This is a genomic window from Micromonospora sp. RHAY321, assembly GCF_023896955.1.
In the GTDB taxonomy this organism is placed as follows: Bacteria; Actinomycetota; Actinomycetes; order Mycobacteriales; family Micromonosporaceae; genus Micromonospora.
In genome coordinates this window covers 496,008-522,879 of record NZ_JAMHIW010000001.1, presented here as the reverse complement: position 1 = coordinate 522,879, position 26,872 = coordinate 496,008, and the positions used below count along the sequence as shown (strand labels likewise).

General features: G+C 69.4%; 19 protein-coding genes. 10 read left to right on the top strand and 9 right to left on the bottom strand.

From position 1 onward, the window contains the following. The first annotated feature begins 110 nt into the window (after positions 1-110). Positions 111-533 carry a GNAT family N-acetyltransferase gene (locus tag M8C17_RS02335; RefSeq protein ID WP_252414521.1) on the top strand — a complete coding sequence of 141 codons (423 nt, stop codon included), beginning with the start codon at positions 111-113 and terminating at the stop codon, positions 531-533. A 108-nt stretch (positions 534-641) separates the two neighbouring features. Here M8C17_RS02335 and M8C17_RS02330 read toward each other — a convergent pair whose 3' ends face one another. Genes M8C17_RS02330 through M8C17_RS02320 form a run of 3 tightly spaced genes read right to left on the bottom strand, consistent with a single transcriptional unit; the run spans position 642 to position 2,945 of the window. Continuing rightward, positions 642-1,484, bottom strand: a complete 843-nt coding sequence (locus M8C17_RS02330) for an alpha/beta fold hydrolase (RefSeq protein WP_252414520.1) — start codon at positions 1,482-1,484, stop codon at positions 642-644. Between the two features lie 34 nt (positions 1,485-1,518). After that, positions 1,519-2,496, bottom strand: a complete 978-nt coding sequence (locus tag M8C17_RS02325) for a copper resistance D family protein (RefSeq protein ID WP_252414519.1) — start codon at positions 2,494-2,496, stop codon at positions 1,519-1,521. Between the two features lie 44 nt (positions 2,497-2,540). After that, a complete protein-coding gene (locus tag M8C17_RS02320) occupies positions 2,541-2,945 on the bottom strand; it encodes a copper resistance CopC family protein (protein WP_252414518.1) in 405 nt (134 codons plus the stop codon). Positions 2,946-3,158: 213 nt separating this feature from the next. On the opposite strand from M8C17_RS02320, the gene M8C17_RS02315 reads away from it, so the two are divergent. After that, positions 3,159-3,683, top strand: a complete 525-nt coding sequence (locus M8C17_RS02315) for an RDD family protein (protein WP_308209343.1) — start codon at positions 3,159-3,161, stop codon at positions 3,681-3,683. Positions 3,684-4,437: 754 nt separating this feature from the next. Here the strand turns inward: M8C17_RS02315 and M8C17_RS02310 are convergent. Further along, the gene (locus M8C17_RS02310) at positions 4,438-4,863 is read right to left on the bottom strand and encodes a hypothetical protein (RefSeq protein ID WP_252414515.1); all 426 of its coding nucleotides are present in this window, start codon (positions 4,861-4,863) and stop codon (positions 4,438-4,440) included. A 433-nt stretch (positions 4,864-5,296) separates the two neighbouring features. Here M8C17_RS02310 and M8C17_RS02305 point away from each other — a divergent pair, with 433 nt between their 5' ends. Continuing rightward, positions 5,297-5,983 carry an SDR family NAD(P)-dependent oxidoreductase gene (locus M8C17_RS02305; protein WP_252414514.1) on the top strand — a complete coding sequence of 229 codons (687 nt, stop codon included), beginning with the start codon at positions 5,297-5,299 and terminating at the stop codon, positions 5,981-5,983. Positions 5,984-6,251: 268 nt separating this feature from the next. Here M8C17_RS02305 and M8C17_RS02300 read toward each other — a convergent pair whose 3' ends face one another. The 4 genes from M8C17_RS02300 to M8C17_RS02285 form a co-directional block, all read right to left on the bottom strand. Beyond that, positions 6,252-6,818, bottom strand: coding sequence for a hypothetical protein (locus tag M8C17_RS02300; RefSeq protein WP_252414512.1), 567 nt, complete (start codon positions 6,816-6,818; stop codon positions 6,252-6,254). A gap of 106 nt (positions 6,819-6,924) precedes the next feature. After that, the gene (locus tag M8C17_RS02295) at positions 6,925-7,677 is read right to left on the bottom strand and encodes an enoyl-CoA hydratase-related protein (RefSeq protein WP_252414511.1); all 753 of its coding nucleotides are present in this window, start codon (positions 7,675-7,677) and stop codon (positions 6,925-6,927) included. Positions 7,678-7,690: 13 nt separating this feature from the next. Next, complete coding sequence (locus tag M8C17_RS02290; protein ID WP_252414509.1) at positions 7,691-8,059, bottom strand: VOC family protein; 369 nt, start codon at positions 8,057-8,059, stop codon at positions 7,691-7,693. 16 nt (positions 8,060-8,075) lie between these two features. Further along, entirely contained in the window at positions 8,076-8,306 is a 231-nt protein-coding gene (locus tag M8C17_RS02285) for a hypothetical protein (protein WP_252414507.1), read from the bottom strand. 39 nt (positions 8,307-8,345) lie between these two features. Here M8C17_RS02285 and M8C17_RS02280 point away from each other — a divergent pair, with 39 nt between their 5' ends. From M8C17_RS02280 to M8C17_RS02260, 5 genes are all read left to right on the top strand, one after another. Beyond that, a complete protein-coding gene (locus M8C17_RS02280) occupies positions 8,346-21,086 on the top strand; it encodes a non-ribosomal peptide synthetase (protein WP_252414506.1) in 12,741 nt (4,246 codons plus the stop codon). Next, positions 21,083-21,352, top strand: coding sequence for a phosphopantetheine-binding protein (locus tag M8C17_RS02275; protein WP_252414504.1), 270 nt, complete (start codon positions 21,083-21,085; stop codon positions 21,350-21,352). The genes M8C17_RS02280 and M8C17_RS02275 overlap by 4 nt, the downstream gene beginning before the upstream one ends. After that, entirely contained in the window at positions 21,349-22,590 is a 1,242-nt protein-coding gene (locus M8C17_RS02270) for a beta-ketoacyl synthase N-terminal-like domain-containing protein (RefSeq protein WP_252414502.1), read from the top strand. Before M8C17_RS02275 ends, M8C17_RS02270 begins: the two co-directional genes overlap by 4 nt. Positions 22,591-22,670: 80 nt before the next feature. After that, entirely contained in the window at positions 22,671-23,432 is a 762-nt protein-coding gene (locus tag M8C17_RS02265; RefSeq protein ID WP_252414501.1) for a thioesterase II family protein, read from the top strand. Positions 23,433-23,435: 3 nt separating this feature from the next. Then, the gene (locus tag M8C17_RS02260) at positions 23,436-24,671 is read left to right on the top strand and encodes a hydroxymethylglutaryl-CoA synthase (RefSeq protein ID WP_252414499.1); all 1,236 of its coding nucleotides are present in this window, start codon (positions 23,436-23,438) and stop codon (positions 24,669-24,671) included. A gap of 154 nt (positions 24,672-24,825) precedes the next feature. On the opposite strand, the gene M8C17_RS02255 is transcribed toward M8C17_RS02260, so the two are convergent. Beyond that, positions 24,826-25,311, bottom strand: coding sequence for a hypothetical protein (locus M8C17_RS02255; RefSeq protein ID WP_252414498.1), 486 nt, complete (start codon positions 25,309-25,311; stop codon positions 24,826-24,828). 113 nt (positions 25,312-25,424) lie between these two features. On the opposite strand from M8C17_RS02255, the gene M8C17_RS02250 reads away from it, so the two are divergent. Together M8C17_RS02250 and M8C17_RS02245 are read left to right on the top strand one after the other, a co-directional pair. Then, positions 25,425-26,636 (top strand): cytochrome P450, encoded by a 1,212-nt coding sequence (locus tag M8C17_RS02250; protein ID WP_252414496.1) that lies wholly within the window; start codon positions 25,425-25,427, stop codon positions 26,634-26,636. Beyond that, positions 26,633-26,860, top strand: coding sequence for a ferredoxin (locus M8C17_RS02245; protein ID WP_308209342.1), 228 nt, complete (start codon positions 26,633-26,635; stop codon positions 26,858-26,860). The genes M8C17_RS02250 and M8C17_RS02245 overlap by 4 nt, the downstream gene beginning before the upstream one ends. The last annotated feature ends 12 nt before the right edge of the window (positions 26,861-26,872 follow it).

The window sequence follows — 26,872 nt, the reverse complement described above, 5'->3', positions numbered from 1 at the left end:
CCTCCGCGGGGTTGAGGTCGGGTGCCTTGGCCGGCAACCGCACCAAGGTCCACCGGCCCCGGGCGATCAGCGTGGGCATCTGGGCGGCCGGCTCGCCTAGACTCCGCCGGGTGATCGTGCGGAGGGCCAGCGTGGCAGACGTGGCGGTGCTTGCGGAACTACGCGGCATCGACGCGGAAAAGCTCAAGGCGTACGGCGACTGGGTGGCCGCCCACGCGGACACACACCTCCCGTTCATCGCCGAGATGGACGGGCACGTGGTCGGCGCCGCCTGGCTCCTCGTCGCACAACGGGTGCCCAGTAACGAGTCGCTGGACCGGTGGTACGGCGACATCCAGTCAGTCCAGGTCCGCGAGGAGTATCGCAACCGCGGTATCGGCGGCGCGCTGATGGCCGCGATTCTGACCGAGGCCCGTACGCGGGGTCTGCTGCACGTAACCGTCCACTCCGGCCGCCGCGCGGTCGACTTTTACCTGCGCAACGGCTTCCGCCACCACCGCCAGATCCTGCTCTGGGAGCCGGGTCCCTCCTGACCGGACCGATCGGCCGCTACCGGCACGACAGCCGGACCCGGGGCGACAGTCGGCTCGCAGCACCGTCACCTGACCTGTCGATAAAGACGCCAGTCTTTCAACCTCGTGTCAGCGCTCCGCGGCCAGCGTGAAACCCTCGACGAGGCCAGCGACCCGCTCGGCTTGGTCCACGAGCGCGAAGTGGCCCACGGCGGGCAGAACGACGTGCGCCGCGCCGGGAAACATCTTCGCCGCCGCCCGGGTGGCCTCCGTCGAGACGATCTCGTCGCGCTCACCCGAGACGAACAGGACCGGCACCTCCGCCGTCGCCTCCCACGTGAAGTCCTCGGCCCAGAACTCCAGATGCTGCTGAGCGTAGGCGACTAGGGCGTCCGCGGAACCGAACGCCCGCCGTACCGCGTTGTCCTGCACAGCCGTGTTGGCGCCCGAGGCGGTGACCGTCCCGGGCTGAAACATCTCCCGCAGTCGGCTGGCGTTCTCCGGCCGGCGGTTCACCGCCCGACACAACACCTCCAGGTTCTGCTCGTAGGCGGTGTCCTGCTCGGGCGCTCGACCAGTGTGCTTGAACGACGCGTTGAGGAACACCATCGAACGCACCATCCCCGGATACCGCTGGCTGAACCGCAATGCGGTCTTGGGTCCGGTGCACCAGGCGACCAGATGGCAGGAAGTGACGGCCTCGGCCCGCAGGACCCGCGCGAGATCGTCCACGTGACCTGCGAACGGACGACGAGCGGCGGGCGGCACAAGACCTCGCAGCTCCCAGGTGATCACCCTGCGGGGCAGGAGCGTGGCGACGAACCGTTGCCACGGCAGCAGGTCCTGACCCAGCGCGTTCACCAGCACCAGCGGACAGCCCTGCTCGCCGCCGCGGTAGTAGGTGAGGCCATCCGAGCCGGTCCCGATCCGCATCGTGTCCAATCCCTGTGCCTGGTCGACAGCGAGAGGCATGCTCTTCTCCTCGTTTCCCAACGGCTTTCGGGCACTACACCGGCGTGCGGGACAGCGCTACCGCGGTGCCCAGCGCCAGGCTCATGATCAGCAGCTCGGTCGATGCCAGGCGGACGAACGGTCGACGCCATCGGTGGGGTTCGGCATCGTTGAGGGCCAGTTGGGGCAAGGTCACCTGCCGATGCCGCCAGCCGCACAGGACCAGGGCGGTGAACGCCACTGCCTTGGCGCCGAGCAGAAGGCCATAACCGGAGGACGTGAGCCCCGCCCACCCGGCGTGCAGTAGACCGGCGATCACCCCGCTGGCACCGAGCAGGACGGCGCAGCCCAGGGCCATGCTGCTGAACCGGGTGGCCGCCGACGCGAGCTGCTCCGGGGCTCGTCGGGCAAGCCAGACCAACGCTGCCAGGCCGCCGACCCAGACGGCAGCCCCGAGTACGTGTGCCATCAGCAGCATCGCCGCGGTCGTGTGGTTGCGCGTGGAGGCGGAGTGACCAACGAGCGCCGGAAGGCTCACCAGGACCAGTGATGTGATCAGGGCCGGCCATTCGCCGGCGCCGTCGCGTCGAGCCGCCGCCGCCAGGCTCATGGCAAGACCGACGGCGATGACCATCTGCGCCGCCAGCGCCCACCCTTGGGTGAGAGTCGTCAGGAACCGCACCACGTCGGCGGAGCTGAGCCCACTGATCGGTCGCCCGGCGACGTCGCTGGCGCACAGGATGATCTGCGCGGCAACCGCGACCGCCGCGACGGCGGCTGTCGTGCTCGCTGCCTTCAGAGCCGCGCTCCATGTGCCCGTGGCACGCGAGCTACGGTCGAGAAACAAAGCCGGCAGCAGCAGCAATCCAGTCGTCGCCACCGCGGCGGCGTCGAAGACCAATCGCGCGACTGGTAGACCCCATCCGGTCACCGGGCCGGGGTCGGGGAGCCCGGCAGGACTCGGCGTGGGCGCGCCACCACCCAGCAAGAGCGCCATCGCCAGCGACGCCAGCGCCACCAGCGGCAACGCCACGCGTAACCGTGGCCGCCGGCCCGGCCGTAGCCGAGAGGCGGTCGTCACGAGGCGGGCCTGCGGTACATGCGAATCCAGTAGACGACAAACGTCAGCATGATCGCGCCACCGAGCAGGTGCAGCGCGTGGGCGACCATGAATCCCTTCAGTCCGCCGTCGATCACGGTGAAAACGAACCGGCCCGTCAGGGTCTGGCCGGCCACCGACGTGACCTGCCACTCCACGGCGTTGTCACCGCTGGCGTCGGCAGGCATGGACACGTCGAGCACCGCACTGGCGCCACCGATGTCCCGCAGTGGTGTGCGATCGCCGGTCGGTCCGATCAGGGTGACGGTAGCGCTGTCGGTCCGCACTGCTTCCCGGAATCGCAGCTCGACGCGCCGCGGTGGGGCTGTCAGCACCGCGTCGGCGCTCGGGCTGCTGGACAGCAAACCACCGTCCACGGTCATCGCTCGCGCCGAGGACGACGCCGGTGCGCCCAGAGTAGCGATCATCAGTACGGCGATGGTCAGCGCAACCCGGACGATCACGCAGTGGCTCCGCCTACCCCGTGGCATGCGCACCTCCTCGGCTCACTTACCGGTGTAGTCCTCGAGCTGGCCGATCGGGGGTCAATTTTGAGCAGCAGCAGACGCCAGGGCGGCAGATGCTCCCATCACCAAATGGAGTCTCGTGACCGAAGATGGGAACGAAAAATGGTAGCTTCAAGTTGGCTGAAGCGACTTCTCGCCTGGGTCATCGACATGCACATCAGCATGGTCTTCCTGGTCCTCGCCTACGTCGGCAGCAATGCCGCCTACGACGCGTTCAGCTCGACCGTCGCGCTGTTGACCAGCATCGCTCTCTACGTGATCTGGTACGCGGTCGGCTTCTACAACCGCTGCATCCTGATGGGACGACGTGGCAACTCATTCGGTCGACGGCTGATCAACGCCAACTTGGTGTTCGAGAAGACCGGCAAGCCGATCGGAGTGTTCAACGCCTTCGTGCGGGAGAACAGCCACTTCATCGACTGGTTCAGCCTGGGGATCGGCTTCCTGATGCCGCTGTGGGACCGTAAGAGGCAGACCGTCGCGGACAAGGTGATGCGCACCATCACGGTGGAAGGTCCTGTGCCGAACGAGCCAGTCGTTCTCGCGGCGACTCCTGAGGGCGCCCGAGAGAGGTTCGGGCTTTCCACCGCCTGAGGAGGCTGGCGAGAGCCGCTGGTATTTGCGGGCAGCTCCGAGCCGTCGGAGCTGCCCGCAGGCACGTGCATGGGCGCTGCGGGTCCCTGACGACAAGTTGCCGTCCCTTAGCGGAGCCTCACGAACCAATTGGTCGACGTGGCGGGTGGGGGAGGCTACGGTCACGGAAAACGCTTCCGCGTCGCGGAGACCCCGGAAGGGAGGCGCCTCGTGGCATCTGGCTCGGCATCCGACTCCGGCCCACACCACTTGCGCTGTCTTCCCTGACTAGACGGGCGCCTGACCTCCGGTGGACCTGACAGCCCGATAGCGGGCCTTCGTGCAGCGAGAATTGTGCCGATCGTTGCGTCAGATCGGAGCGAGCTCATTGTTGCCGTCTACGGCGACTCCGGGCTCCCACCTCCCGCGCCCCGCCGTCAGGCAGGCGGATTCGGCGGGTCGTCGCTACACGGCTGGTTAACGACTTGCCGATTACGGCTGGCGTGTTGGCCAAATTCCTCGCCCGACGAGGCGATCAAGGTAATCGAGCAGCTTTACCTCGCTGCGAGCCAGCCTCTCACGCTCGGGCGTCGGCAGATCGGCAAGCAGGTCCGGGAGGCGTTCGTTCCGCGGTACGAACACCATGGCGCCGGAGCACTCGCGGCAGATCGAGCACCACGCCAAGCCGACGCAGCGCTCGTAGAGGCTGTCGGAGGGCGCATAGAAGCGGTATCTGTAGGAGTAGATCTCGCCGGCACACGCGACGGCGTTCCCATCACGGACCCCGTGAATCGTGCCGACTTTCGACCATGCCCACCTGGCAGACCTGTGCCCCATGGCCATGATCATCCTGGCTGCAAGTCCAACCCGCCATCCTGATCTGCTGCAGACCGCGGTACGAGCCTTCAACTGCCTCTGTCGATGCGTCACGGAAGACTGCACCGCAGGCTAGACACTCCACGTGATACGTCGTGCCGCCCGCGTTGTCTTTCTGCCACCTGTGCGGTTGACCTGCCTTCACCCACTTTGGCGCCCACTCAACGTCGAATGCGTAGGTGATGTTGATGGCGATGGACTCCGCGAGGTTCCTCAACGTTGGGTCGTCGAGCTGTAGGTTCAGCGGGACGTTCATGGCCGCGATCTCGTCACGGATGTTCTCGGTGAGGCGCTCGAACGTATCGATCGGGGGCAGCTCAGGCACCGAGCGATGTTCGCACGCTGAGCGGCTACCGAAGCGGTCGGCGTGCCGATCCATGGCCCCAGGGCGCCGGCCAACACCGGACACGTTGATGGCCTGAGCCGGGACACTCCGTGCCGCAACGCTACACAGGGCGTCAGCAGCTCAATTCCTTAGCTGATGCTCCGCACCTTTCAAACTGACCGTCCGACGCTGCGTGGTCCAGGGCGCGCGGATCCGGTCCATCTCATGCCCTGGGCCGCCGAGCGGTATCGGCGGTCAGGCTCTCGTCGCATCGCTCAAGGGCAGGACCCCGACGGCGAGTGAAGCTAATAAGCGCAGACGTCTGCTGAGAGCCAGGTAACGGCTGTCCAGCCCTCCAGCACTGCCGTTCGGTCCGCCGCTACTGTCGGTGGTTGCCGATCAAGGTATGACCGGTGGGACGAAACGAGGCCGAATGAGTACGTCGATCGTCGTTGGAGGCAGTAACGGGCTCGGGCGGGTCATCGCTCAGCATCTTGCGGATCGCGGGGACACGGTCGTCATCACCAGCCGGGACAAGGCACGGGCAGAGGCCGTGGCCGCGGAAATCGGCGGTGCCACCCGAGGGCTGGCTGTCGACCTATCCCAGCCGAACACCATCGCCTCCGCGCTCGGCGAGGTCACGGAGGTCGACCACCTCGTCATCACCGCCACGAGCCAAACGCCCAACAGTCTGGGCGACTTCGACGTGGATGCGGCGGTCACCGCGCTGACCATCAAGCTGGTCGGCTATGCCGAGACGGTACGGGTGCTGCGCGACCGCTTCCGCCCCGGCGCGTCGGCGGTGCTTTTCGGCGGGGTGGCCAAGGATCGTCCGTACCCCGGGTCCACCATGGTGACGACGCACAACGCGGGTCTCACCGGCCTGGTGAAGACCCTGGCCGTCGAGATCGCTCCGCACCGGGTCAACGTCCTGCACCCCGGCGTTGTCGGCGACAGCCCGAAGTGGAGTGCCATGCCCAACCACCCGCACGTCGCCCGGACCCCGATCGGGCGGCTGGTGACGATGGCCGAGGTCGTCGACGCGACCGACTTCCTCCTGCGCAACAGCGGTATCAACGCCCAGGAACTCCTCATCGAGGGCGGGCTCCTGGCCAACTGACACGTCATCCCGGACGTCGGTCCGCCCGGGATGGCGCTCAGAACCTGCGCGAGAGGGTGGCCTTGGACCGATCAGCAGCTTGTTGATCGGTCCACCGGCTCAACCACCCGCCTGCAGTAGGTGCTTCTCGCGACTCGACGCAAGGATTCGCGGTCACAGCGAGGACGCCAGTATGTGCGGGCCACGAGTGGTGGTCGGAATGCGATGAGCCCTCCCGGTCCAGATGCCTGCGGACCGGGAGGGCTTGTTGCTGACTGGATCGTAGGAGTCAGGAGGATACGAAGTGCGTGGCACACGTGCACGGTGGTGTGCCGGCATTTCGCCCGTCTCTGCGGAACCAGTGCAGGCTGATCGCGGTCAACAAAGGGATCAGCACGATGATGTTGTAGATCAGATGCGTCTCGACCCGTGCGATGGCCAGCTGCAGGATGCTCGTCGGCACCGGTCTGCCGGCGAGGTTGGACCCTGTCCATGCCTGCGCCGTCAACAGGGCATGCTCGAAGAAGTGCCACGCCTGGATGATCAGCGCCGCGGTCCACCAGGTTCGCGCCTCGCCACTGAAGGCCCGACGCAGCAGGGCCAGCCCCACCAGCATGTAGATGGCGTACAGGACGTGCAGCAGTTCCGAGGAGATGAGGAAGGGGAACGGCTCGCCCAGCACCCCGCGCGCCTGCGGACGAGGTACGTCGAACACGTAAATCTGAACGGCTTGGACGAAGTGTTCGATCCAATGGGCCAGCACGACCAGGAGGTAGATGGTGAGGGCGCGGTAGTGGCCGGCTCCGTTGATCCTGGTGAGCCAACCGGAGCGGACCTTGCCGCCGGTTGCTGTCAAGCTCATGCCTCTCCCGTTCCGTTCGTTGCAGGGTCAGCCAGTGCCTGTGGACAGTAGGACCAGATGGAAGGCAGCGACGGTCAATGTTGCGCGTGAGCCGATAACGTCACGATTTCTGCCAGGGGTAGCGCCCGTCGTGGGTGTAGCCAGTGACCGCAGACCGGAATGCCTCACCGGCGGACAGTTCGGCAAAGGTCGATACAGCAGTCCGTCGGGTTTCAGCACGCGATGGGGCAAGGGTGCCGCAGTACTGTTTGGCGGCGGCGACCAGGCCGACCGGAACCCGGCTGGTCCTGTCCAGTAGTCGACGGAGAACTCTGTCGGGATCATCGACGAGTTCGTCGACCAGACCAATGTCGGCGGCCTTGGCAGCCTGCACCGTCAGCGTGCCGAGGGTCATCGAGTAGGCGCGCTGAAAGCCGACACGGCGTACCAGGAAAGGTAGTACGGCGCAGGGCAGTAGTCCCCACAGCACCTCCGGCAGGGAGAAGTTCGCTCTGGCCGTTGCGAGCACGACGTCGCTCGCGGCGGCCAGACCGACTCCGCCGCCGACCGCCCGTCCGTCGACGACGGACACGACGAGCAGGTCACTGCTGGCGAAGCGCTCCAGCAGATCGAAGTAGCTGCCGACGCCGCGCGCCGCTTCGGCCTCGTCGTCGTCGGCCGCCTGGACGAGGTCCATGCCCGTGCAGAACGCGTCGCCCTGTGCGCGGACCACCAGCACCCGCAGGCTGCGGTCGGCTTCAGCGATGTCGAGGACCCGATGCAGGTCCGTCACCCCCTCGGCGGTCAGGGCGTTGCCGGGGCGAGTTCCGTCGAGAACAACGGTCAGTGCCGATTCGCTCTGCTCTGTCCGCACGCCGCTTGCCCAGTCAGTAGGACGTCGTGATGCAGAACGGATGACCGGCCGGGTCGAGCATCACCCGCCACGCCGTTTCTCCGGGCTGCTCCTCGGCCGGTGCGGCGCCGAGGTTCACCAGTCGGGTCGTCGCCTCCTCGATGTCGTCCACGGCGATATCGAAATGCATCTGCTGCGGGACGCCCTGGCCCGGCCACGTCGGTGCCGCGTACCCCTCCACACGCTGGAAGCCGACGCGGACGTCCCCACCGTCGGACAGGTATGCGGCGTGCTCGTCGCTGTATATCAGGTCCCATCCGATGGCAGCCTTGTAGAAGTCGGCCAGTATCGCGGGGTCGGGACAATCCATGGTCACCGCGACCAGTTTGTTCAGCGCCGGCATGGACGGATCCTTCCTGTCAGGTACGCAGAACGGGCGACACCACCAATTCGAAGGCCGGGCCATCCACACGGCGGTTCGGGCAGGTGATACGGGTCTTCGGCAGCAGCGGGCCGCACCCGCAATGAAAGATCCGCAACGGTGTCGACGTCCGCTCAAAGTTGTGCGCCGGCGGCATACCGCCTCCCATACGTTGCTGAGCGACTTCCACGGCACAACGGCACCCAGCGATGTCGCCGATCGAGGTCACCTACGGATCCTTTCCGGCAGGCGCGATGGAGGGCGGCACATGCGAGAAGGCCCCGCCGGCCGGCGTATCGATGATCTCGACCACAAGCTGATGGGCCTGATCTCGGCGGCGCTAAGTACGGACCGCGTCGTTGAGCCGGAGGCGACCCTGAGCGGCATCGGCTTGGACTCGCTGGCCGCCGCTCGACTGTGGTTGGAGGTGCAGGACGAGTGCGGGATCGACTTCCCGTTCAGCTGGTTGAGTGGCAACTTCACCGTGCGGGAGCTGTGCGCCAGGCTGCTGGCCGCGGCTGTCGACGATCCGGTGGACACCGCCAAGCCGCCCGTGCCGACCGCCGTCGTGCCCGACGCGCCCATCCCGCTGACGTCGATCCAACAGTCCTACGTCACCGCGACGGTGCCCGAGCTGACACCGGACCCCGTGGGCTGCCACCAGTACCTCGAGTTCACCGTCGACACCATCGACGTCGAGCGGCTGCAGGCGGCATGGTTACGCCTCATTGAGCATCACGAGATGCTGCGTGCGGTGGTGGACCCGGATGGGAACCAGCGCATTCTGGCCGACACGCCGCACTGGACCATGCCCGTACACCACTTGAATGCCGTGCCACCTGGTGCGTTCACCGCGCATCGCGAGCGGATCTCCGCCTGGAACCGCGATCCCCAGCAGTGGCCGCCGTTCACCATCGAGGTGAGCCTGCTCCCCGACGCGAGCGGCGTGGTGCACGTCGACATCGACGGGCTCGTCGCCGACGGCCACTCCACCGCTCTGCTACTTGCGCAGTGGGAGCAGCTCTACCAGAACCCCCAGGCGCCCCTTCCCGATCCGGGCCTCGCGGCCCGCGCGGGATTGCTGGCCATGACCTCCGGGGTCAGCGATGAGAAGCGATCGCGTGATCTGCGGTACTGGGTCGAACGCTTGGGTGAGGCGCCGAACGGTCCCAGCCTCCGGCACCCGGACGGCCCTCAGATGCTGACCGGGGCGCGCGCGGCGTTGGACGACACGGTCGCGGCAGAGGACTGGAGCGCTGTGCGCGCCTACGCCGCCACCCGTGACGTCTCTCCGTCCTCCCTTGTCCTGGCGGTCTTCGCCGACACGCTGGCGCGGGGCGGCGCCGGTGGGGCGTTCTCGATCGTGACGACCACCAGTGCCAGGGCCTGGTTGCCCCGCTCGGCTGAGCACGTCGTGGGACCGTTCACCTCCTCCGCGGTCATCGTTGCCGACCCGGATCCGTCGCGTCCGTTGGGCGAGCTCGCCGCCGATCTGCACCAGCAGGTGTGGACGGCGCTGGAGCACTCCGCGGTCTCCGGCGTCGACGTGCTGCGTGAACTGCGTCGGGGTGGGCAGACCGGGCCGGACGAGTTGGCGGTGGTGTTCACCAGCCTGCTGGGCCTCGGACCCGCAGGCGGCTTCGACGCCGGCTTCAACGCTGACATCGCTCACGCCGTGTCTCGCACTTCCGGCATCGTTCTGGACAACCAGATCTGGGAGGAAGGCGGCGCCCTCCGTATCCGGTGGGACCACCTGCCGGATCGTCTGTCCGCCGACAGTGCGTCAACGCTGATGGCCCAGTTCACCAACGGGATCAGGGCGCTCGCGGTGGCCGGTGCCGTCGCGCGCAGTCGGCCGGCCAACGCGCTGCAACTGTCGTACCTCGTTGATCGGGCCGCTCCGCACGACGCGTGGGACGGCTGCCAGATCTACAAGACCGTCGAACTGGACGACGTACCTGACCAGGATCGGCTGGAGTCGGCACTGCGCGCCCTCATCGGCGCCAGCGACGCAGCCCGTTCCTGGCTTGACCACGACGGGCAGCTTCACACCAGCTCCCGCGCGCCGGCGAGCTGGCGCATCCCGGTGATCGACCTCGATGGTGTCGACGACCCCGAAGCCCTGCTAGGAGGGATGCGCGCAGACCTGCTGGGCAGGGCGTTTGCGCTGGGCCGCTGGCCGCACTTCGACGTCCGCCTCACCCACCGAGCCGGCCGCTCGACCCTGCACTGCGCGTTCGACATCGCCGTCTTCGACGCGCCGACCGTGCACTTCCTGGTGCGTGATCTGGTGCGCAGATACGCGGGGACGGCAAACCCCGAGGAGCGGCCAACGGCCCCGAGCGCCGATCGGATGGACGAGGCCACGGCACGCGAGCATTGGCGCAGCCGCGCGGAAGCCGTGACCGGGGGAGTGGTACTGCCCGCCGGCTCGCCCGGGGTGCCCCGTCCCGACCAGCCGCGCGTACGCCTCGCTGCCAACGTCGACGGCTGGCGTGCCTTCGCCGCGGAGGCGGCTCGCCGTCACCTCACCCCGGACGCGCTTCTGATGAGCGTGTTCACCCAGGTCCTGGCGACCGAGCTCGGCGTATCCGACTTCGCCGTTCCTGTCGTGCGGTGGGTGCCCGGCACTCGGGACCCCGGCGACGCGACAGCTCTGAGCTGGCTGCCGGCCTGCCCGCCGCAACAGCCGCCTGCCGAGGCCGCGGCACTGGTCACCGCCGAGTTGGCCATCGACGCCCGAGCCGACGCCGCATCCGGGCTCGAGGCGCTCAGACGGCGGGTACTACGGGGCCAGGTGGCCGGCTTCCCGGTGGTCTACAGCAGCGTCGTGGATCTCACGGCGTGGAGGACCCCGCCGGGGATGCGGGACGGGGCCTGGTTCAGCTGCACCCCCGGCGTGGCGCTGGACAGCGTGTCGACCGTCGACGACGACACGGTCCTCCTGGCGTGGGACGCACGCGCCGAGGCGTTCCCCGCTGGCTGGCTGGACGCGGTATTCGCCCGCTTCACCAAGGCGGTCCGCGCCATGATGACCGACCTGGACTGCCCGCCGGTCGCACGTACCGACCCCGCACCACTGAGCCCGGGCGACTACCGCACCATCGTCTACGGGTGGAACGACACCACCCGCGATTTCCCGACGCGACGGCTCGTCCATGAGCCCTTCGAACGCGCCGCCGCCCGCCACCCGCACGCCGTCGCGGTACGCACCGCCGTCGCCACCACCACCTACCGTGACCTGAACGCGCAGGCCAACCGGGTGGCGCGCCACCTCCAGGAATTGGCCATCACCCCGGGCACGGTGATCGGCGTGCGGATGCCACGCGGCGCATCCATGATCGCGGCGGTGCTCGGCATCGTCAAAGCCGGCGGCACCTACCTGCCGGTCGAGCCGTCGCTGCCGGCCGGCCGCGCCGCCGCGATGCTGGGCGCCGCCGGTGCGTGGCTCGTGATGTCCACCGCCGAGGCACCTGACTGGCAGACTCCCGACGGCATCACGGTCCTGGGTATCGACGACGTCATCGCCGCCAAGGGTGATCCCGGCAACCCTCGCCCCGCCGTCACCGCCGACGCCCTCGCCTACATCATCTTCACCTCCGGCAGCACCGGCACGCCCAAGGGCGTCGCCGTCGCCCACCGCGCCGTGTCCAATCTGCTCGCCTGGTGCGAACGGGTGTACCCCCTGCGGGTCGGTGACGTCGGCCTCGCGGTGACCTCGCTCGGCTTCGACCTGTCCGTCTACGACATGTTCGGCGTTCTGGGCACCGGTGCCGCTCTCTACGTCGCCGACGAGACCGAGCAACACGATCCCGCACTGCTGCTCGCCGTGTTACGCCACGAAGAGGTGACGTTCTGGAACTCCGCCCCGACGACGCTGGCCCAAGTGGCCGCGGAGATACCCGCGGAGATACTGCCCGAGGGTTTCGGCGCCCTGCGGCTGGTGTTCCTCAGCGGTGACTACACGCCCCTGCCTCTGCCGGACGCACTACGCGCCGCGTTCCCCGAGGTGCGGATCGTGAGTCTGGGGGGTGCCACCGAAGCCACAGTCTGGTCCAACCACTTCGAGGTTGGACCGGTCGACGCGCAGTGGCGCAGCATCCCCTACGGACGCCCGATCGACAACAGCCGCTACTACGTGCTCGACGAGGAGCTGCGTCCCTGCCCTCCCGACACCGAAGGCGACCTCTACATCGCCGGAGAATGCCTGGCCCAGGGCTACCACAACGCTACCGACCTCACCGCCGCCCGCTTCATCCCCGACCCGTTCGCCGCCGAGCCCGGGCAGCGCATGTACCGCACCGGCGATCGTGCCGCCTACTTCCCCGACGGCACTCTCACCTTCCTGGGCCGCCGCGACAACCAGGTCAAGATCCGGGGATTCCGCGTGGAGCTCGGCGAGATCGAGCACCGGTTACGTCAGCACCCCGCCGTGCGCGACGCGGTGGTCCTCGCGCAAGGCGACGGTGGCGACCGCAAGGTGGTCGCCTACGTCATCGCCGAGCCGGGCCCGCAACCAGCCATCCGTGAACTCAGGGAACACGCTGCGGCGACCCTTCCCGGTTACATGGTGCCGAACTTCGTCGCCTTCGTTCCCGCCTTCCCGGCCACCGCCAACGGCAAGCTCGACCGTGCCGCGTTGCCGTGGCCCCTGCCCGCCGAAGGCGTCGCACCCCGGGCGGCGACGGACGCCCCGGACGTGTCCAGCCTGTCTGCGGAGGTGGCCGATCTGTTCGCCGGGCTGCTCGGCGTCAACGCCGTCGACCCGCACGGCGACATCTGGGACCAGGGCGCCACCTCGTTCACCCTGGTCCAGGTGTCCGGCGCGCTGCAGCAGAAGTACCAGTACCGGGTTCCGATCTCCGTGGTGCTCGCCGAGCCGACGGTCGCCGGCATCGCCCGCCACCTCGCTGCCGTGCTGCGAGGAGCACCCCCACGGACACCATCGGACGACAAGCCTTCGGCATCCGCGCCGGCCGGGACCATCGCCGCAGCTCGGCCGCCGGGCATCCCCGGCCCGACGCCGGTGCCGCCAACCACTGCATCCGCCGCGACCGCCACGGCCACCGCCTCCGACGACACTCCGCCGCAGGCCACAGACGGCCTTCCAGAGGACGTCGACTTCTTCTCAGTCGAGGACCGTGCACGCTTCAAGTCCGGGCACTGGAACCTGCGTCCGCCGGTGCCGCCGGAACACCTCATCGCCCTGCCCTCCGCGGCCCCACCCGACGATCTGTACCGCCGACGCGCGTCGCGCAAGAGTTTCGTCGCCGCCCCGCTACCGCTGTCGACCCTCGGCCGGCTCCTGGGACTGCTGCGGGAGTTCCTTGTCGACGGGACACCCCGCAGGCTCTATCCGTCGGCCGGCGACACCTATGCCGTGCAGACCTACCTGTATGTCAAACCGAACGGCCTCGACGGCCTCGACGGCGGGGTGTACCACTACCGGCCGGACCGCCATGCGCTCGAGCGTGTCAGTGACGGTGCTGGTCTCGACCGAAGCCTGCACTTCTACTACAACCGGCCCGTCTACGACGACGCCGGCTTCGAGCTGTACCTGATCGGCCAGACCCGAGGGATCGCACCGCTGTACCGGCAGGACGCCGATCGGTACCTCGCGGTGGAGGCCGGGCACATCACGCAACTGCTGATGATGGCGCAGGGTGAGCTGGGAGTGTCCCTGTGCCCGGTCGGTGCCCTGGCCTTTGAGCGGCTACGCCCCGCGCTCGGCGCCGACGACGGCCACCGTTTCCTGCTCAGTCTGCTCGCGGGCCGCGGACCGGACCCGCTGGCGAGCGCGCTGATCGCCCCGGACCCGGCCACGGCGGACATCGCCATCGTCGGCATGTCCGGGCGCTATCCCGACGCCGAGGACGTCGACGAGCTGTGGCAGGCGCTGCTGGCCGGCCGCAGGCCGCTCGGACCCCCGCCCGCCCAACGCCCGGCAGGCGGCCGGAACGCCGTCACCGGTGGCTACCTCGACGACGTCGACGCCTTCGACAGCCTCCTGTTCCACATCTCACCCAGCGAGGCCGCCACACTCGACCCGCAGCTGCGGCTGCTGCTGACCTCGGTGTGGGAATGCCTGGAAAACGCCGGGCACACCGCCTCGTCCCTGCGGCGCACCTCCGACCGGGTGGGGGTGTTCGTCGCCGCGATGTGGCACGACTACGAACTCGTGGGCGCGGAGGCCGCACGCGGCGGCGCGCCCGCCGTAGCCGCGTCCACCGCCTCGGACATCGCCAACCGCATCTCGCACTACTTCGGTTTCCGCGGGCCGAGCCTCGCCGTGGACACCTCGTGCTCGTCCACCCTCACCGCCGTGCACCTGGCGGTGGAGAGCATGCGCCGCGGCGACTGCGACGCGGCCGTGGTCTGCGCGGTGAACCTGATGCTGCATCCGCACCATGCCGACCTGCTGCGCTCCTGGGGGCTCATCTCAGCCGACGGTGTCGCATCCGGCGCCTTCGACCCGGACTCCACCGGCTGGTCGCCGGGCGAGGGCTACGGCGCCCTCCTGCTACGTCCCTGGCCGGCGGGCGCCGCCGACGGCGACAGCGCCCACGCGCTGATCGCCGCCACGTGGATCGCGCACGCTGGCGACACCGGTGGGCGTTTCGGATTGCCATCGGTCCCCGAGCTGACCGACTCCATCCGCGCCGTGCTGCGCCGCGCGGACGCCTCACCGCAAGAGATCGGATACGTCGAGTGCGCGGCCTCGGGGGCGTCGGTGGCCGACAGCGCCGAGCTGGAAGCGCTTGTCGGTGTGTTCCACGACAACCCTGCGCCCGTTCCGATCGGCACCGTCAAACACAACATCGGTCACCTCGAGGCAGCCGCCGGCATGTCCCAGCTGACCAAGGTCGTCCTTCAGCTGCGCCACGGTCGGATCGCCCCCACCCCCGTCCCCGAGGGCGGACCGGGCCTGCTGCACTGGCCCGGTGCGCCGATCCGGGTCGTCACCACGCCCGAGCCGTGGACCGGGCCTGAGCTGGCCCTGGTCAACGCCGTCGGCGCCGGCGGGTCATCCGCCCACGTCCTGCTCAAGGCGGCACCATCGAGGACCCAGGAGGCGCACACCGGCCCCGCCGCCCTGCTCGTGCCGCTGTCCGCTGCCACCGCCGAGGCTCTCACCACCGCCGCCCGCTGGTTGCACCGGCACCTCGCCCGGGAGCGACCCGACCTGGCCGATGTGGCGTTCACGCTGCAGACCGGCCGGACGGCGATGACCTACCGGCTGCTGCTGTCCTGCCGCGACACCGCAGACCTCATCTGCGCCCTCGACGCGTTCCTCGCAGGCGGCACCGACGCGCGGGTACGGACATCCACCGCCGCCCCCGGCCCGCGGCCCATCGTCCAGCCCAGCGGAGCGGATGAGGCGTCCGCGAGCTGGCTCGCTGGCGCCGACGTGGACTGGCGCCGGCTGTGGCCTGCGCCGGCCCGGCGGATCGCCCTGCCGACGTACCCCTTCCAGGCGCAGCGGCACTGGATCGCCACCACTGACGGCATCGACAACACCACCGTCGCCGTCGCGACAACCGGGGGGCCGAGCGCCGCGGTTGGGTCCCGCGGCGTCCTGTCCCACCTCGTGGCCCGATTTTCCGAGGTCTCCGGCATCGGGGCCGACCAGGTGGACCCACACACCCCGCTGGAGCATCTCGGACTCAACTCCGCACTGGTCGTGCACCTGGCCGCGAAGCTTGCCGATGACATCGGCGACGTGCCACCGCACCTGTTCTTCGAACACCGCACCCTGGCTGAACTCGCCGACCGCATCGAGTCCGGTCGGTCGGCCGGACGGCAGTCAGCGTCCCCATCCGTCCCCGGCGCCGGCACCGGCACGGACATCGCGATCATCGGCATCGCCGGCCGCTACCCGGGTGCCGACGACCTGGACGCCCTGTGGCAGCTTCTGATCAATCGTCACGACGCCATCACCGACATGCCCGCGCACCGCGCCCGGCCCACCTGGCCGCGGGACCTGATGAAGGGCGCTTTCCTCGATCAGGTCGATCGCTTCGATCCGCTGCTGTTCGGCATCGCACCACGGGACGCCGACCTCATGGATCCTCAGGAGCGGCTGTTCCTCGAGGTGGTATGGGAAACCCTCGACGACGCCGGATACCCCCGACACCGCCTCCGCCAGGCCCATCACGGGCACGTCGGCGTCTTCGCCGCCACCATGTACAGCGAGTACACCTTCTTCGGCGTCGAGCAGTCCCTCACCGGCCCGCCCGTGAGCACCGACTCGTCCGTCGCCGGGATCGCCAACCGCGTCTCCTACGCTCTGGACCTCCGCGGCCCCAGCCTGACCGTCGACACCATGTGCTCCTCGTCGCTGACCGCACTGCACCTCGCGGTGTCCGCACTGCGGGCCGGCGAGTGCGCCCTCGCCCTGGCCGGCGGCGTGAACCTCTCCCTGCACCCGAACAAGTTCATCGAACAGAAGCGGCTGAACATGCCGTCGCACGACAATCGCTGCCGCGCCTTCGGCGAGGGCGGCGACGGGTTCGCCCCGGGCGAAGGCGTCGGCGCGGTCCTGCTCAAACCCCTCGCCGAAGCGCTGGCCGACGGGGACCGCATCCACGCGGTCATCAAGGGCACCGCCATCAACCACGGGGGACGCACCAACGGGTACACCGTGCCCGACCCCGCCGCGCAGGCCCGTGTGATCGCCGCCGCGCTCGCCCGCGCCGAGGTCGACCCGAAAACCATCGATTACGTGGAGGCGCACGGCACCGGCACCAAGCTCGGCGATCCCGTAGAAATCAGCGGACTGGAACGGGTGTTCGCCGACACGGTCGCCCCGGGCGGCTGTGCCATCGGATCGATCAAGTCCAACATCGGGCACCTCGAGGGCGCCGCCGGTATCGCCGGGCTGACCAAGGTTGTGCTGCAACTGCGTCACCGCACCCTCGCACCGACCCTGCACGTCGAGCGACCCCATCCCGGCATCGACTGGGAGCACTCGCCGTTCCGTCTGCAACGCGATCTCACGCCGTGGCCGGCCCCGGCCGGCCATCCCCGCCGCGCCTGCGTCAGCTCGTTCGGCGCCGGCGGCTCGAACGCCCATGTCGTTCTCGAAGAGCCGCCGCCGGCATCCCCGGCGACTCCCAACCTCGGCCCCCAGCTGATCGTCCTGTCGGCCCGGGACACGCGCCAGCTACGCCAGGCCGCCACCAGACTCGCCGACGTGCTCGCCGCCGAGGCGACGGAACACACCTCGGCGTTACTGGCCGAATTGTCCCGGCTGGCCGAGGGCGACCTCCCCGATGTGCTGGCCGGCAACGGAACCGCGACAGCCGTGCGTCGGCTCTCCTCCTACCTGCTGGACCGGCACCGCGGAGGCCGCGACGGCCCCACCCTCGCCGACATCGCCTACACCCTGCAGATCGGCCGTGAACCGCTGCCCGAACGTTTCGCCGTGGTCGTGACCGACCGCAACGAGCTCGTCCACCTTCTACGCGGCTTCGCTGCGGGGGACACTGCCCACAGCGCGCACGGGCGCGCCGAGCGCCCCTCCGGTCCCGCCGCGCCGATGCCCGAGCGTCGGGACAGGCAGTCGCTGGCGGAGCTTGCCGACCGGTGGGTTCGGGGGGAGTCCGTCGATTGGACCGCTCTTCACCCGAGCGGGTCGGCCAGGACCACCTCGCTGCCCTCCTACCCGTTCGCCCACCACCGGCACTGGCTCACCCCGACCGGCCCGGATCCTCAAACGCCGGTCCTGCCCCTGTACCGCACCGAGTGGCATCCGGCGGATCAGCCGAGCGCTTCCCCCGCGCACGGCACGCTGCTCTGCCTGCACGCCGGTGGCCCGCAACCGCTGCTGCAGGCACTGCCGAGCGCCTTCGGCGCCCACGTCCAGGTGGTCATGGTCGATGTCGCCACTGACACCAGGTTCGCCGATCCGGCCCGCGCCGCCGAGTTCACCCGGCAACTGCTTCGGTCCTACCCAGACCTGCGCGGCACCCTCGACCTCACCGACATCACCGATGTCGAGGCCGTCAGTCCACGAGCGGTTGCCACCCGCCTGGCCCACCTGCGGGAGCTGGCGGCAGCCCGCCGTCCGCTGCGGATGCTGCACGCGGTGTCCGGGCTGCACGCTCTGCCCGGTCCGGCCCCGCGGTTGTCCGGCGCGCTGCTGTCCGGATTCGTCTGGGCCGTGTCGGCGGAGTCCCGCACACTGTCGGCCACCGTGGTCGACGTCGAGACACGCTCGACGGCGGCGCTCGCCGCGCTCGTTGCCGAGTGGACGAGCACCGACGGACGTGCCGAGGTGTGCTACCGCTCCGGTCGTCGGTTCGCACCCGCCCTCGAGCTGACCGACCTGCCCGACGGCACACCCGAGCTGGACGGCGACCGCAGCTATCTCATCAGCGGGGGAACGGGCGGCATCGGTGCCGTCGTCGCCCGGCACCTCGTCACCCGAGGTGCCCGCGCGATCGCCCTCCTGGGACAGCGCCCCATGCCGCCGCGCGAGGACTGGGACGACGCGGACCTCGACGCGCACCAGGCAACCGTCGCCCACCAGGTGCGTGAGCTGGAGCAACTCGGCGCCCGCGTCGCGCTGCACTGCGGACCCCTGGACGACAGGCAGCCGGTCGCGGAGTTTCTCGACCGCGTCCGCGCCGATCTCGGCCCGATCGGCGGCGTCATTCACTGCGCGGGCCGCATGGCCCGCACCGGCTCCTTCACGGGAAAGTCGGCCGACGAGATCGACGCCGTGCTCGCACCGAAGGTCGAGGGTGTCGACGTGCTCACCGCGTTGTGCGCGCCGGACGAGCCTGCGTTCATGGTGTCGTTCTCCTCGCTGGCGGGCGTGTCACCGACCCTCGCCGCCGGCGTGACCGAGTACGCCGCCGCGAACAGGTATCTCGATCGCCACGCCTCGCACCTGACCCGCCAGGGCAGGGCCGGGGTCTGTGCGATCGCATGGCCCAGCTGGGGTGACGTCGGCATGAGCGGTGGAACGGACAACATCCCGCCGTCACTGTCCGTGCAGGACGGGCTGCGGATCCTCGATGTCGTTCTCGTGGGGCCTGCGCCTGCCAACGTCGTGGTCGTGCCCGGCGGGAACATCTCCGCGATCCTGGCCGCACCGCCTCTGTCCACCACCGCACCGCAGCCAGATGGCAGCCGCGCCACCGCTGCACAGTTCCCCGCGCCGGCCCCGCCGGTGCCCGACTGGCTCGTGGACGTCTTCACCACGACCGTGGGCATCAGCCGCGACGATCTGGACGTGCAGACGCCCTTCGGGGACCTGGGCGTCGACTCGCTGCTCATCGCTGACCTCGTCACCGCCGTGGAGGTCAGGCTCGGCGCCCCGGTAGCCCCGTCGGCGTTCCTGGACCACCCGAGCCTCGCCGCACTCGCCGCCCACCTTCGCGACGTCCATCCCGCGCCGCCGGTGAGCGCCCCACCGCCCACGACCTCCACCGCCGGCGGTGCCTCACCGCGGACCGACGCCCAGCACACGCCGGGACTCAACGGTGTGCACAGGCAGCTTGCCGCCGAGGAGACGATCGCGGTCATCGGCATGTCCTGCCGCTTTCCCGGTGCCGCCGACGTCCGGGCCTTCTGGGATCTGCTCACCACGGGCACCTGCGCCGTGACCCAGGTGCCCGCCGCACGGTGGGACACCGATGCGCTGTACCGGCCCAGCACCGAACCCGGCCGGTCGGTCAGCAAGTGGGGCGGCTATCTCGACGGCATTGAGCTGTTCGACCCCGACTACTTCTCGATGACCGACGAGGAAGCCATCACCCTCGACCCCGGCATCCGGCTCATGCTCGAGGGCGTGGCGACCTGTCTCGCCGACGCCGGCTACCGCGACGAGCTCGGCGGTGACGACGTCGGCGTGTTCGTCGGCGCCCGGTTGTCGGACTACCGGCGGCGGGTGGGGCGACGAACCGGGACCGCGGCCTTCGGCGGCGACCAGAACTTCCTCGCCGCGCGCATCGCGCATCAGTGGAACCTGACCGGCCCGAACCTTGTCGTGGACAGTGCCTGCTCGTCGGCTCTGGTCGCGGTGCAGTTGGCCATGCGCAGCATCCTCGCGGGGGAGTCCTCCGCCGCGCTGGTCGGCGCCGTGGACGTGCTGCTCGACGCCCAGGTGCACCTGGACTTCAGCGCGGCCGGGGCGTTGTCACCGTCGGGCCGCTGTCGCACCTTCGACCGATCCGCCGACGGGTTCGTACCCGGCGAGGGGTGTGGTGTCCTGCTGCTCAAACGCCTGGACAAGGCGATCGCCGACGGCGACCGTATTCGCGCGACCATTGACGCCGCCGCAGTCGGCAACGACGGACGCACCGTCGGTCTGACCACACCCAACCCGGTGGCCCAGGCCGCCGTCATCCGGCGTGCGCTGCGCGACGCCCGGGTACGCCCCGACCAGGTCGGCATGATCGAGGCCCACGGCACCGCCACCATGATCGGCGACCCCATAGAACTGCAGGCGCTGACAAACGTGTTCCGGGAGTCGACGCAGCGGACCGGCTACTGCCAGATCGGCTCGGTCAAGTCCAACCTCGGACATCTGCTGAGCGCCGCCGGGATCGCAGGGCTGACCAAGGCCGTGCTCGCCGTCGAGCACGGCGCCATCCCTGCCTCCCTCTTCTGCGACGAACCCAACCCCCGGTTCCACTTCGCCGCCTCCCCGTTCGTCCCCGCGACCCGCCTCACCTCGTGGACATCCGAGCCGGAAGCCCGCATCGCCGGCGTCAGTGCGTTCGGCCTCGGCGGCACCAACGCCCACGTGATCGTCCGCGGCGCGCCGGCAGCCGCACCCTCACGCACACCCCTTGCACCGCCGGTGTTCCGACGTCGGCGCCTGTGGCTGGACCCACCGGTCGTCGACGGAACGACGGCATCCAACCCGAGCCCGGCAATCCTGCCCGCGGCAGGTCTCCCACCTGCGGCGGATCCCGCCGCGGCACCGGCGACCGGCCTCGTCGCCTCGCTGCTGAGCCTGGGATACGACGACACCACCCCCACTGAGGAGCAGTCATGAGCCAGCCCGCCACCAGCTCCACCCCTGCTGCGTCGGACCCCCTGCTGGAGGTCATCGGAGAGGCTGTGCACGCCGTGGTTCCCGAGGTGGATCCGACCGACGTCACCGCCGACAGGACACTGGCCGAACTGGGCTGCAACAGCGTGGACCGCGCCGAGATTATGGTCGCGGTGATGGGGGAGCTCGGCATCACCATCCACCCGTCCGAGTTCTCCCGCGACCTGAGCATCCGGTCCCTGATCGCCCTGCTCCGGAAGTACGAGTGACCCCCGGCGCCGCCATCACCGCGATGGCGGCGATCAGCGCCTTCGGCCCCGACCAGACAGCCTTCGCCGACGGTCTTCGCCGGGGCCGCACCGCGATCGTCGACCAGGGCGGGCAGCCCGGGCCGCGCTACCGCGCCCGCCTCGCGTGGCAGGACCTGCCCACCACTCTCGACGCGATCACCGCCCTGCCCGACGACCTGCGCCGCGCCGCGTCCCGTATCGCCCGCCGGACGCCTCGAACGGTTCAGGCCGGCCTGGCGGTGGCCGTACAAGCGTGGGTCTCCGCCGGACTGCACGAGCGCCCCACGGCGCCCGACCGTATCGGCGTCGTGGTCACCGCAGGCGACCTCGACGGTCAATACGCCCAGCACGTGCACGCCCTGCACACGGCGAATCCGGCGCGGGTGCCACCAACCTTCGCGCTGCACACCGTGTCGACCAGTCAGATCGGGGTGATCAGCCACACCCTGGGCATCACCGGGCCAGGCTTCACCGTCGGCTTGGCCTCCGCCGCCGGCAACGCCGCCGTGATCGCCGCGGCCAGACTCATCGCCACCGATGAGGTCGATGTCTGTCTGGTCGTCGGCGCCCTGGCCGAGCCGTCGCTGCTGGAGTTGACGGCGCTGGCCAACCTCGGCGCTCTGGCCTGGGAGGGCCGCAGCGTTCCGTTCGACACCGCCCGGTGCGGCTTCGTTGTCGGCGAGGCGACCGGCTGCCTCGTGCTGGAGTCGACCCGCAACGCCCAGCGCCGCGAGGCCCCGATCCTGGCGGTCCTCGCCGGGTACGGACACCTCCTCGACGCCAACAGTCTGCCCAATCCGGCAGTGCCCGGCGAGGTGGCGGCGATGCGGGCGGCGCTGCGCCGGGCCGGCCTGCGGCCTGCTCAGATCGACTACGTCAACACCCACGGGACTGGCTCGCTCGTCGGGGACCACACCGAGGTCGAGGCGCTGCGGCAGGTCTTCGGTGACGTGCCCGGACAGCGGCCTTGGCTCAACTCGACCAAGTCGCTCACCGGGCACTGCATCGGCGCAGCCGGTGTGATCGAGGCGATCGCGACGGTCGAGCAGATGGCCCAAGGGTACGTCCACGCCAACGCAGGTCTGACCGACCCGCTGCCGACCGCAGGCCGATTCACCGGCCCGGCACCGGAGCCAGCGTCGATACGCGCGGCGCTGTCCAACGGCTTTGCCTTCGGCGGTGTGAACACCTGCCTGGCGTTTGTCACGCATCCGTAGACGTCACGCGCAATCGTGCGCATCGCTCGACCGCCACGCAGCCCTACCGTGGGCACTCCAGATCGCAAGCGAGGAGCCGCGTGACCGCACAGCTGACGGGCCCGCCGGATCCACCCGCCGGGGTGCGGCTGTTCTGCTTCGCCCACGCCGGTGGTGGCGGGGCTGCCTACCGGCCCTGGCGCGACCGGCTGTCCCCGGACGTGGAGGTGTGCCCCGTCGTGCTGCCCGGCCGGGAGTCGCGCTGGCAGCAACGTCCCCACCGGGAGATGACCAGCCTGGTCGAGCAGGTGCTGCAGGAGATCGTTCCCCGGCTCCACCAGCCGTTCGCCCTGTTCGGGCACAGCCTGGGCGCCGCCGTGGCCTACGAGGTGTGCGCACGGCTGTGTGACCGGGGGCTGCCACCGATGCGCCTGTTCGTCTCCGGTCGCCGTCCGCCGCACCTGCCGGCTCGCCAGGGCGCTACCCGGCACCTCACCGACGACGCGTTCGTCGCCTACCTGAACACTCTCAACGGCATCCCGACCGAGGTCTTGGCGCATCCCGGTCTGCTCCGTGCACTGCTGCCGACGATTCGCGCGGACTTCGAGGTCAATGAAACCTACGCGGCGTCGGCGAGGCGACTACCGGTTGCGGTGTCCGCCCTGACCGGCGACAGCGACCCACTGGTCACCCCGGCCGAGATGCTCGCCTGGCGGGACGTGACCGACCGGGGTTTCCGTCTGCGGGTGCTGACCGGGGACCACTTCTATCTGACGGCGGCCGCCGAGCACGTATGTGCCGCCATCGGCAGGGAACTGTCCGTGCCCGGCCCAACAGTGCCCATCGGATCACGAGCGGAGTGAGCTGTGGTAGCCATAGGTATCGACGCGATCAACGTCTACCCGGGCCGGGCGTCGATGTCGGCGCGCACCCTTTTCGAGGTTCGTGGCCTGGACACCCGGCGCTTCGACAACCTGATGATGGACAGCAAGTCCGTCAACCTGCCCTGCGAGGATCCTGTCACCAACGCGGTCAACGCCGCCAAACCGTTGATCGACGCCCTCGGCGACGACGAACGTGACCGCATCGAAGCGGTCATCGTCGGCACCGAATCCGGCGTCGACTTCGGCAAGCCACTGAGCACCTACGTGCACGACTACCTGGGGCTGTCGCGCCGCTGCCGCTCCTTCGAGGTCAAGCACGCCTGCTACGGCGGAACGGCCGCTGTGCAGACCGCCGCCGGTCTCATCGCCAACACTCCGATCGCCGGGATGAAGGCACTGGTCATCGCCACCGACGCTGCCGCGAAGATCGACAAGAACACGTACTGGGAACCGTCCCAGGGCGCCGGTGCCGTCGCCATGATCCTCGGGGAGGATCCGCGGATCCTGACGCTCGACAAGGGGGCGAGCGGGTACCACAGCTACGAGGTGATGGACACCGCCCGGCCACGCGCCGACCTGGAAGCCGGCGACTCCGACCTGTCGCTGATGTCGTACCTGCACTGCCTGAAGGAGAGCTACGCCATGTACGCCGAACGCGTGCGTGGCAGCGACTTTCTGACCACCTTCGACCACCTCGCGTTCCACATGCCGTTCGGGGGGATGGTCAAGGGCGCCCACCGGACCCTTCTGCGCAGCTTGTACGGCATGAGGCCCGACGAGGTGGAAACCGACTTCCAGCGCCGCCTCGCGCACTCGCTCCGCTATGGCGCGCAGATCGGCAACGTCTACTCCGCGGCGCTCTACGTCGCGCTGTGCTCCCTGATCGACCACACGCCGCTCAATGGACCGTCCCGGCTCGGCCTGTTCTCCTACGGGTCCGGATGCGCCTCGGAGTTCTACAGCGGAGTCACCGGCGCCGAGGCCAGCCGGATCGTCGGTGCCATGGGCATTGCGGCGGCCATCGAATCCCGCCACCCGCTCAGCACCGAGGAGTACGAGCTGATCAGTGAGCTGAGCCTGCACCGCATGCCAGGCCACCGCCACGTCCGGTTCGACCCGCATCCCTACGACGACGTGTACCGCAAATGCCTGGATGGTCGGGGACTGCTGGTGCTGGACCACGTCACCGACTTCCACCGGGTCTACCGCTGGTCCTGACCCCTGGGCCAGCCACTGCCCGACATGCCCGCCGACCCCCCCCGGGTGCCCGAGCGGCGCCGGCCATTCGTCGCGCAGCCCCATCTGGTTCCGCGGGGCGCCAGGCGGAGGCGGCGACCAGATGAGCGGCACCCACCCGGTCACCGCTGCCCACTCACCAGTCCCAGGTGCCGACCGGCGGCCACGGCGACAACGGCGAGGCCCCGTCTTGCGACAGCACGGTGGAGAACCTCGAACCCTGCTCGATGCGCGCCCGCAGTGCCGATCGGAAACGCTCGTCGGAGGGCAGCCCCGCCTGCACGGCGGCGGCCATCATCACCTCCACGAATCGCGCCCGCTGCTCCTCGGTGATACGCAGGCCCGCGTGCGCCTGGAACAACCCGGCCACGCCATCGTGATGTGCGGTGTATCCCTGACGTCCACCCATGATCTCCTCGAAGAACGCCGCCAGATGTGCGGTGTGCGCCGGCTTGCCCCGGTAGAACATCTCGCCGAGAAGATCATCGTCCAGAGCCGCCTGATGGAAGCACTCGACGAACTCCTTGATCCGCTGTCTACCGCCGGCGTGTTCGAGCATCGTCCTGCCGTCGACGCGGGTGACGCCCTCGGCGCGCAGTCCCTCGACGCCATCAAAATCCACTAGGCCTCCTGAAACGCTCGGCGTGGTCTGCCTCTGATGGCATCACTGACCAACCCACCAGCCGTGCACACAATTGAGCGGGCGTGGGCCGTCGCAGTCCGCAGACTCGCGGCATGACCGAGATGATCGACGACCAGCAGCATCTCAGTGAATTCCCCGCCACCAGAACCAGTCCGTTCCACCCGCCGCAGGCGTACCTGAAGCTGCAGGCGCAACGTCGGCTGCACCGCGTCCGGCTGCCCAGTGGCCTGCCAGCGGTGTTCGTCACCGGTCATGACGAGGTGCGCCGACTGCTGGACGACGAACGCCTGAGCGCGGACGAGACCGCTCCCGGTTACCCGTTCCTCTACGCCGGAGCGTTCGAGTCCCCCCTGAAGGGCACCTTCATGCGCGCCGACGGAGAGGCTCATTACCGGATCCGTCGCATGCTCAGCAAGGACTTCACCCTTCGACGGGCACGGGAACTGCGACCCGAGGTCGAGTCCGTGGTGGGGCAGTGTCTGGACGACATGGCCAGAGCCGGGTCCGCCGACATCGTTCGCGATCTCGCCTTCCCCGTTCCCTCACGCACGATCTGCGGACTGCTCGGTGTGCCGTACGAGGACCGGGAGGTCTTCGAGACCAACACCCGCGCCATGATCGACACCACCAGCACGCAGGAGCAGATGCTCGGCGCGATGGGCGCCATCATGGCCTACCTCACCGAGCTCGTCGCCAAGCGGGAACAGACGCCGAGCGACGACCTGATCAGCCGGCTCGTCGTCGAAGAGCTGCAGGCCGGCAACCTGACCCGCGACGAACTGGTCACCATCTCCCTCATCCTGCTGGTCGGCGGCCACGAGACCACCGCCACCATGATCGGCCTGGGCACCTTCGCGCTCATGGAGCACCGCGACCAGCTCGACCTGCTGCTGGCCGATCCCGAGGGTTGGCCGATCGCCGTGGAGGAGATCCTGCGCCACCAGACGATCGTGCAGAACCCCATCCAACGGGCCGCGGTCGCCGACATCCCGGTCGGCGACGATGTCATCCGCGCCGGTGAGGGCGTCGTCTTCGTGCTCGAGGCCGCCAACCGTGACCCCGAAGCGTTCCCCGACCCCGACCGCTTCGACGTACGCCGCGCCGCCCGCAACCACGTCGCGTTCAGCTTCGGCGCCCACCAGTGCCTCGGTCACGCGATCGCCCGGATGGAACTCGACGTCGTCTTCCGCATGCTGTTCGAACGTTTTCCGACGCTGCGCCTGTCCGTGCCGGTCTCCGACGTTCCCCTGCGCCCCAACACCGTCGGCCTGTTCGGCGTCGACTCGTTGCCGGTGACCTGGTGAGTGCACCCGCGCGGGTGGTCGTCGACCAGGACAGGTGCTGCGGGTCCGGCATGTGCGCCTCGGTCGCCCCCGACGTCTTCGACCAGTCCCCGACAGACGGCGTCGTGCAACTGCTCGTGTCGCAGGTGGACGCAGGAGCGCTACCTCGCGTCGAGGAAGCGCTCCGTCTGTGTCCGGTTGCCGCGATCGAGCTGGCCCGCCCTGTCTCCGTACCGCCACGCTGAACCGAAGGGAAG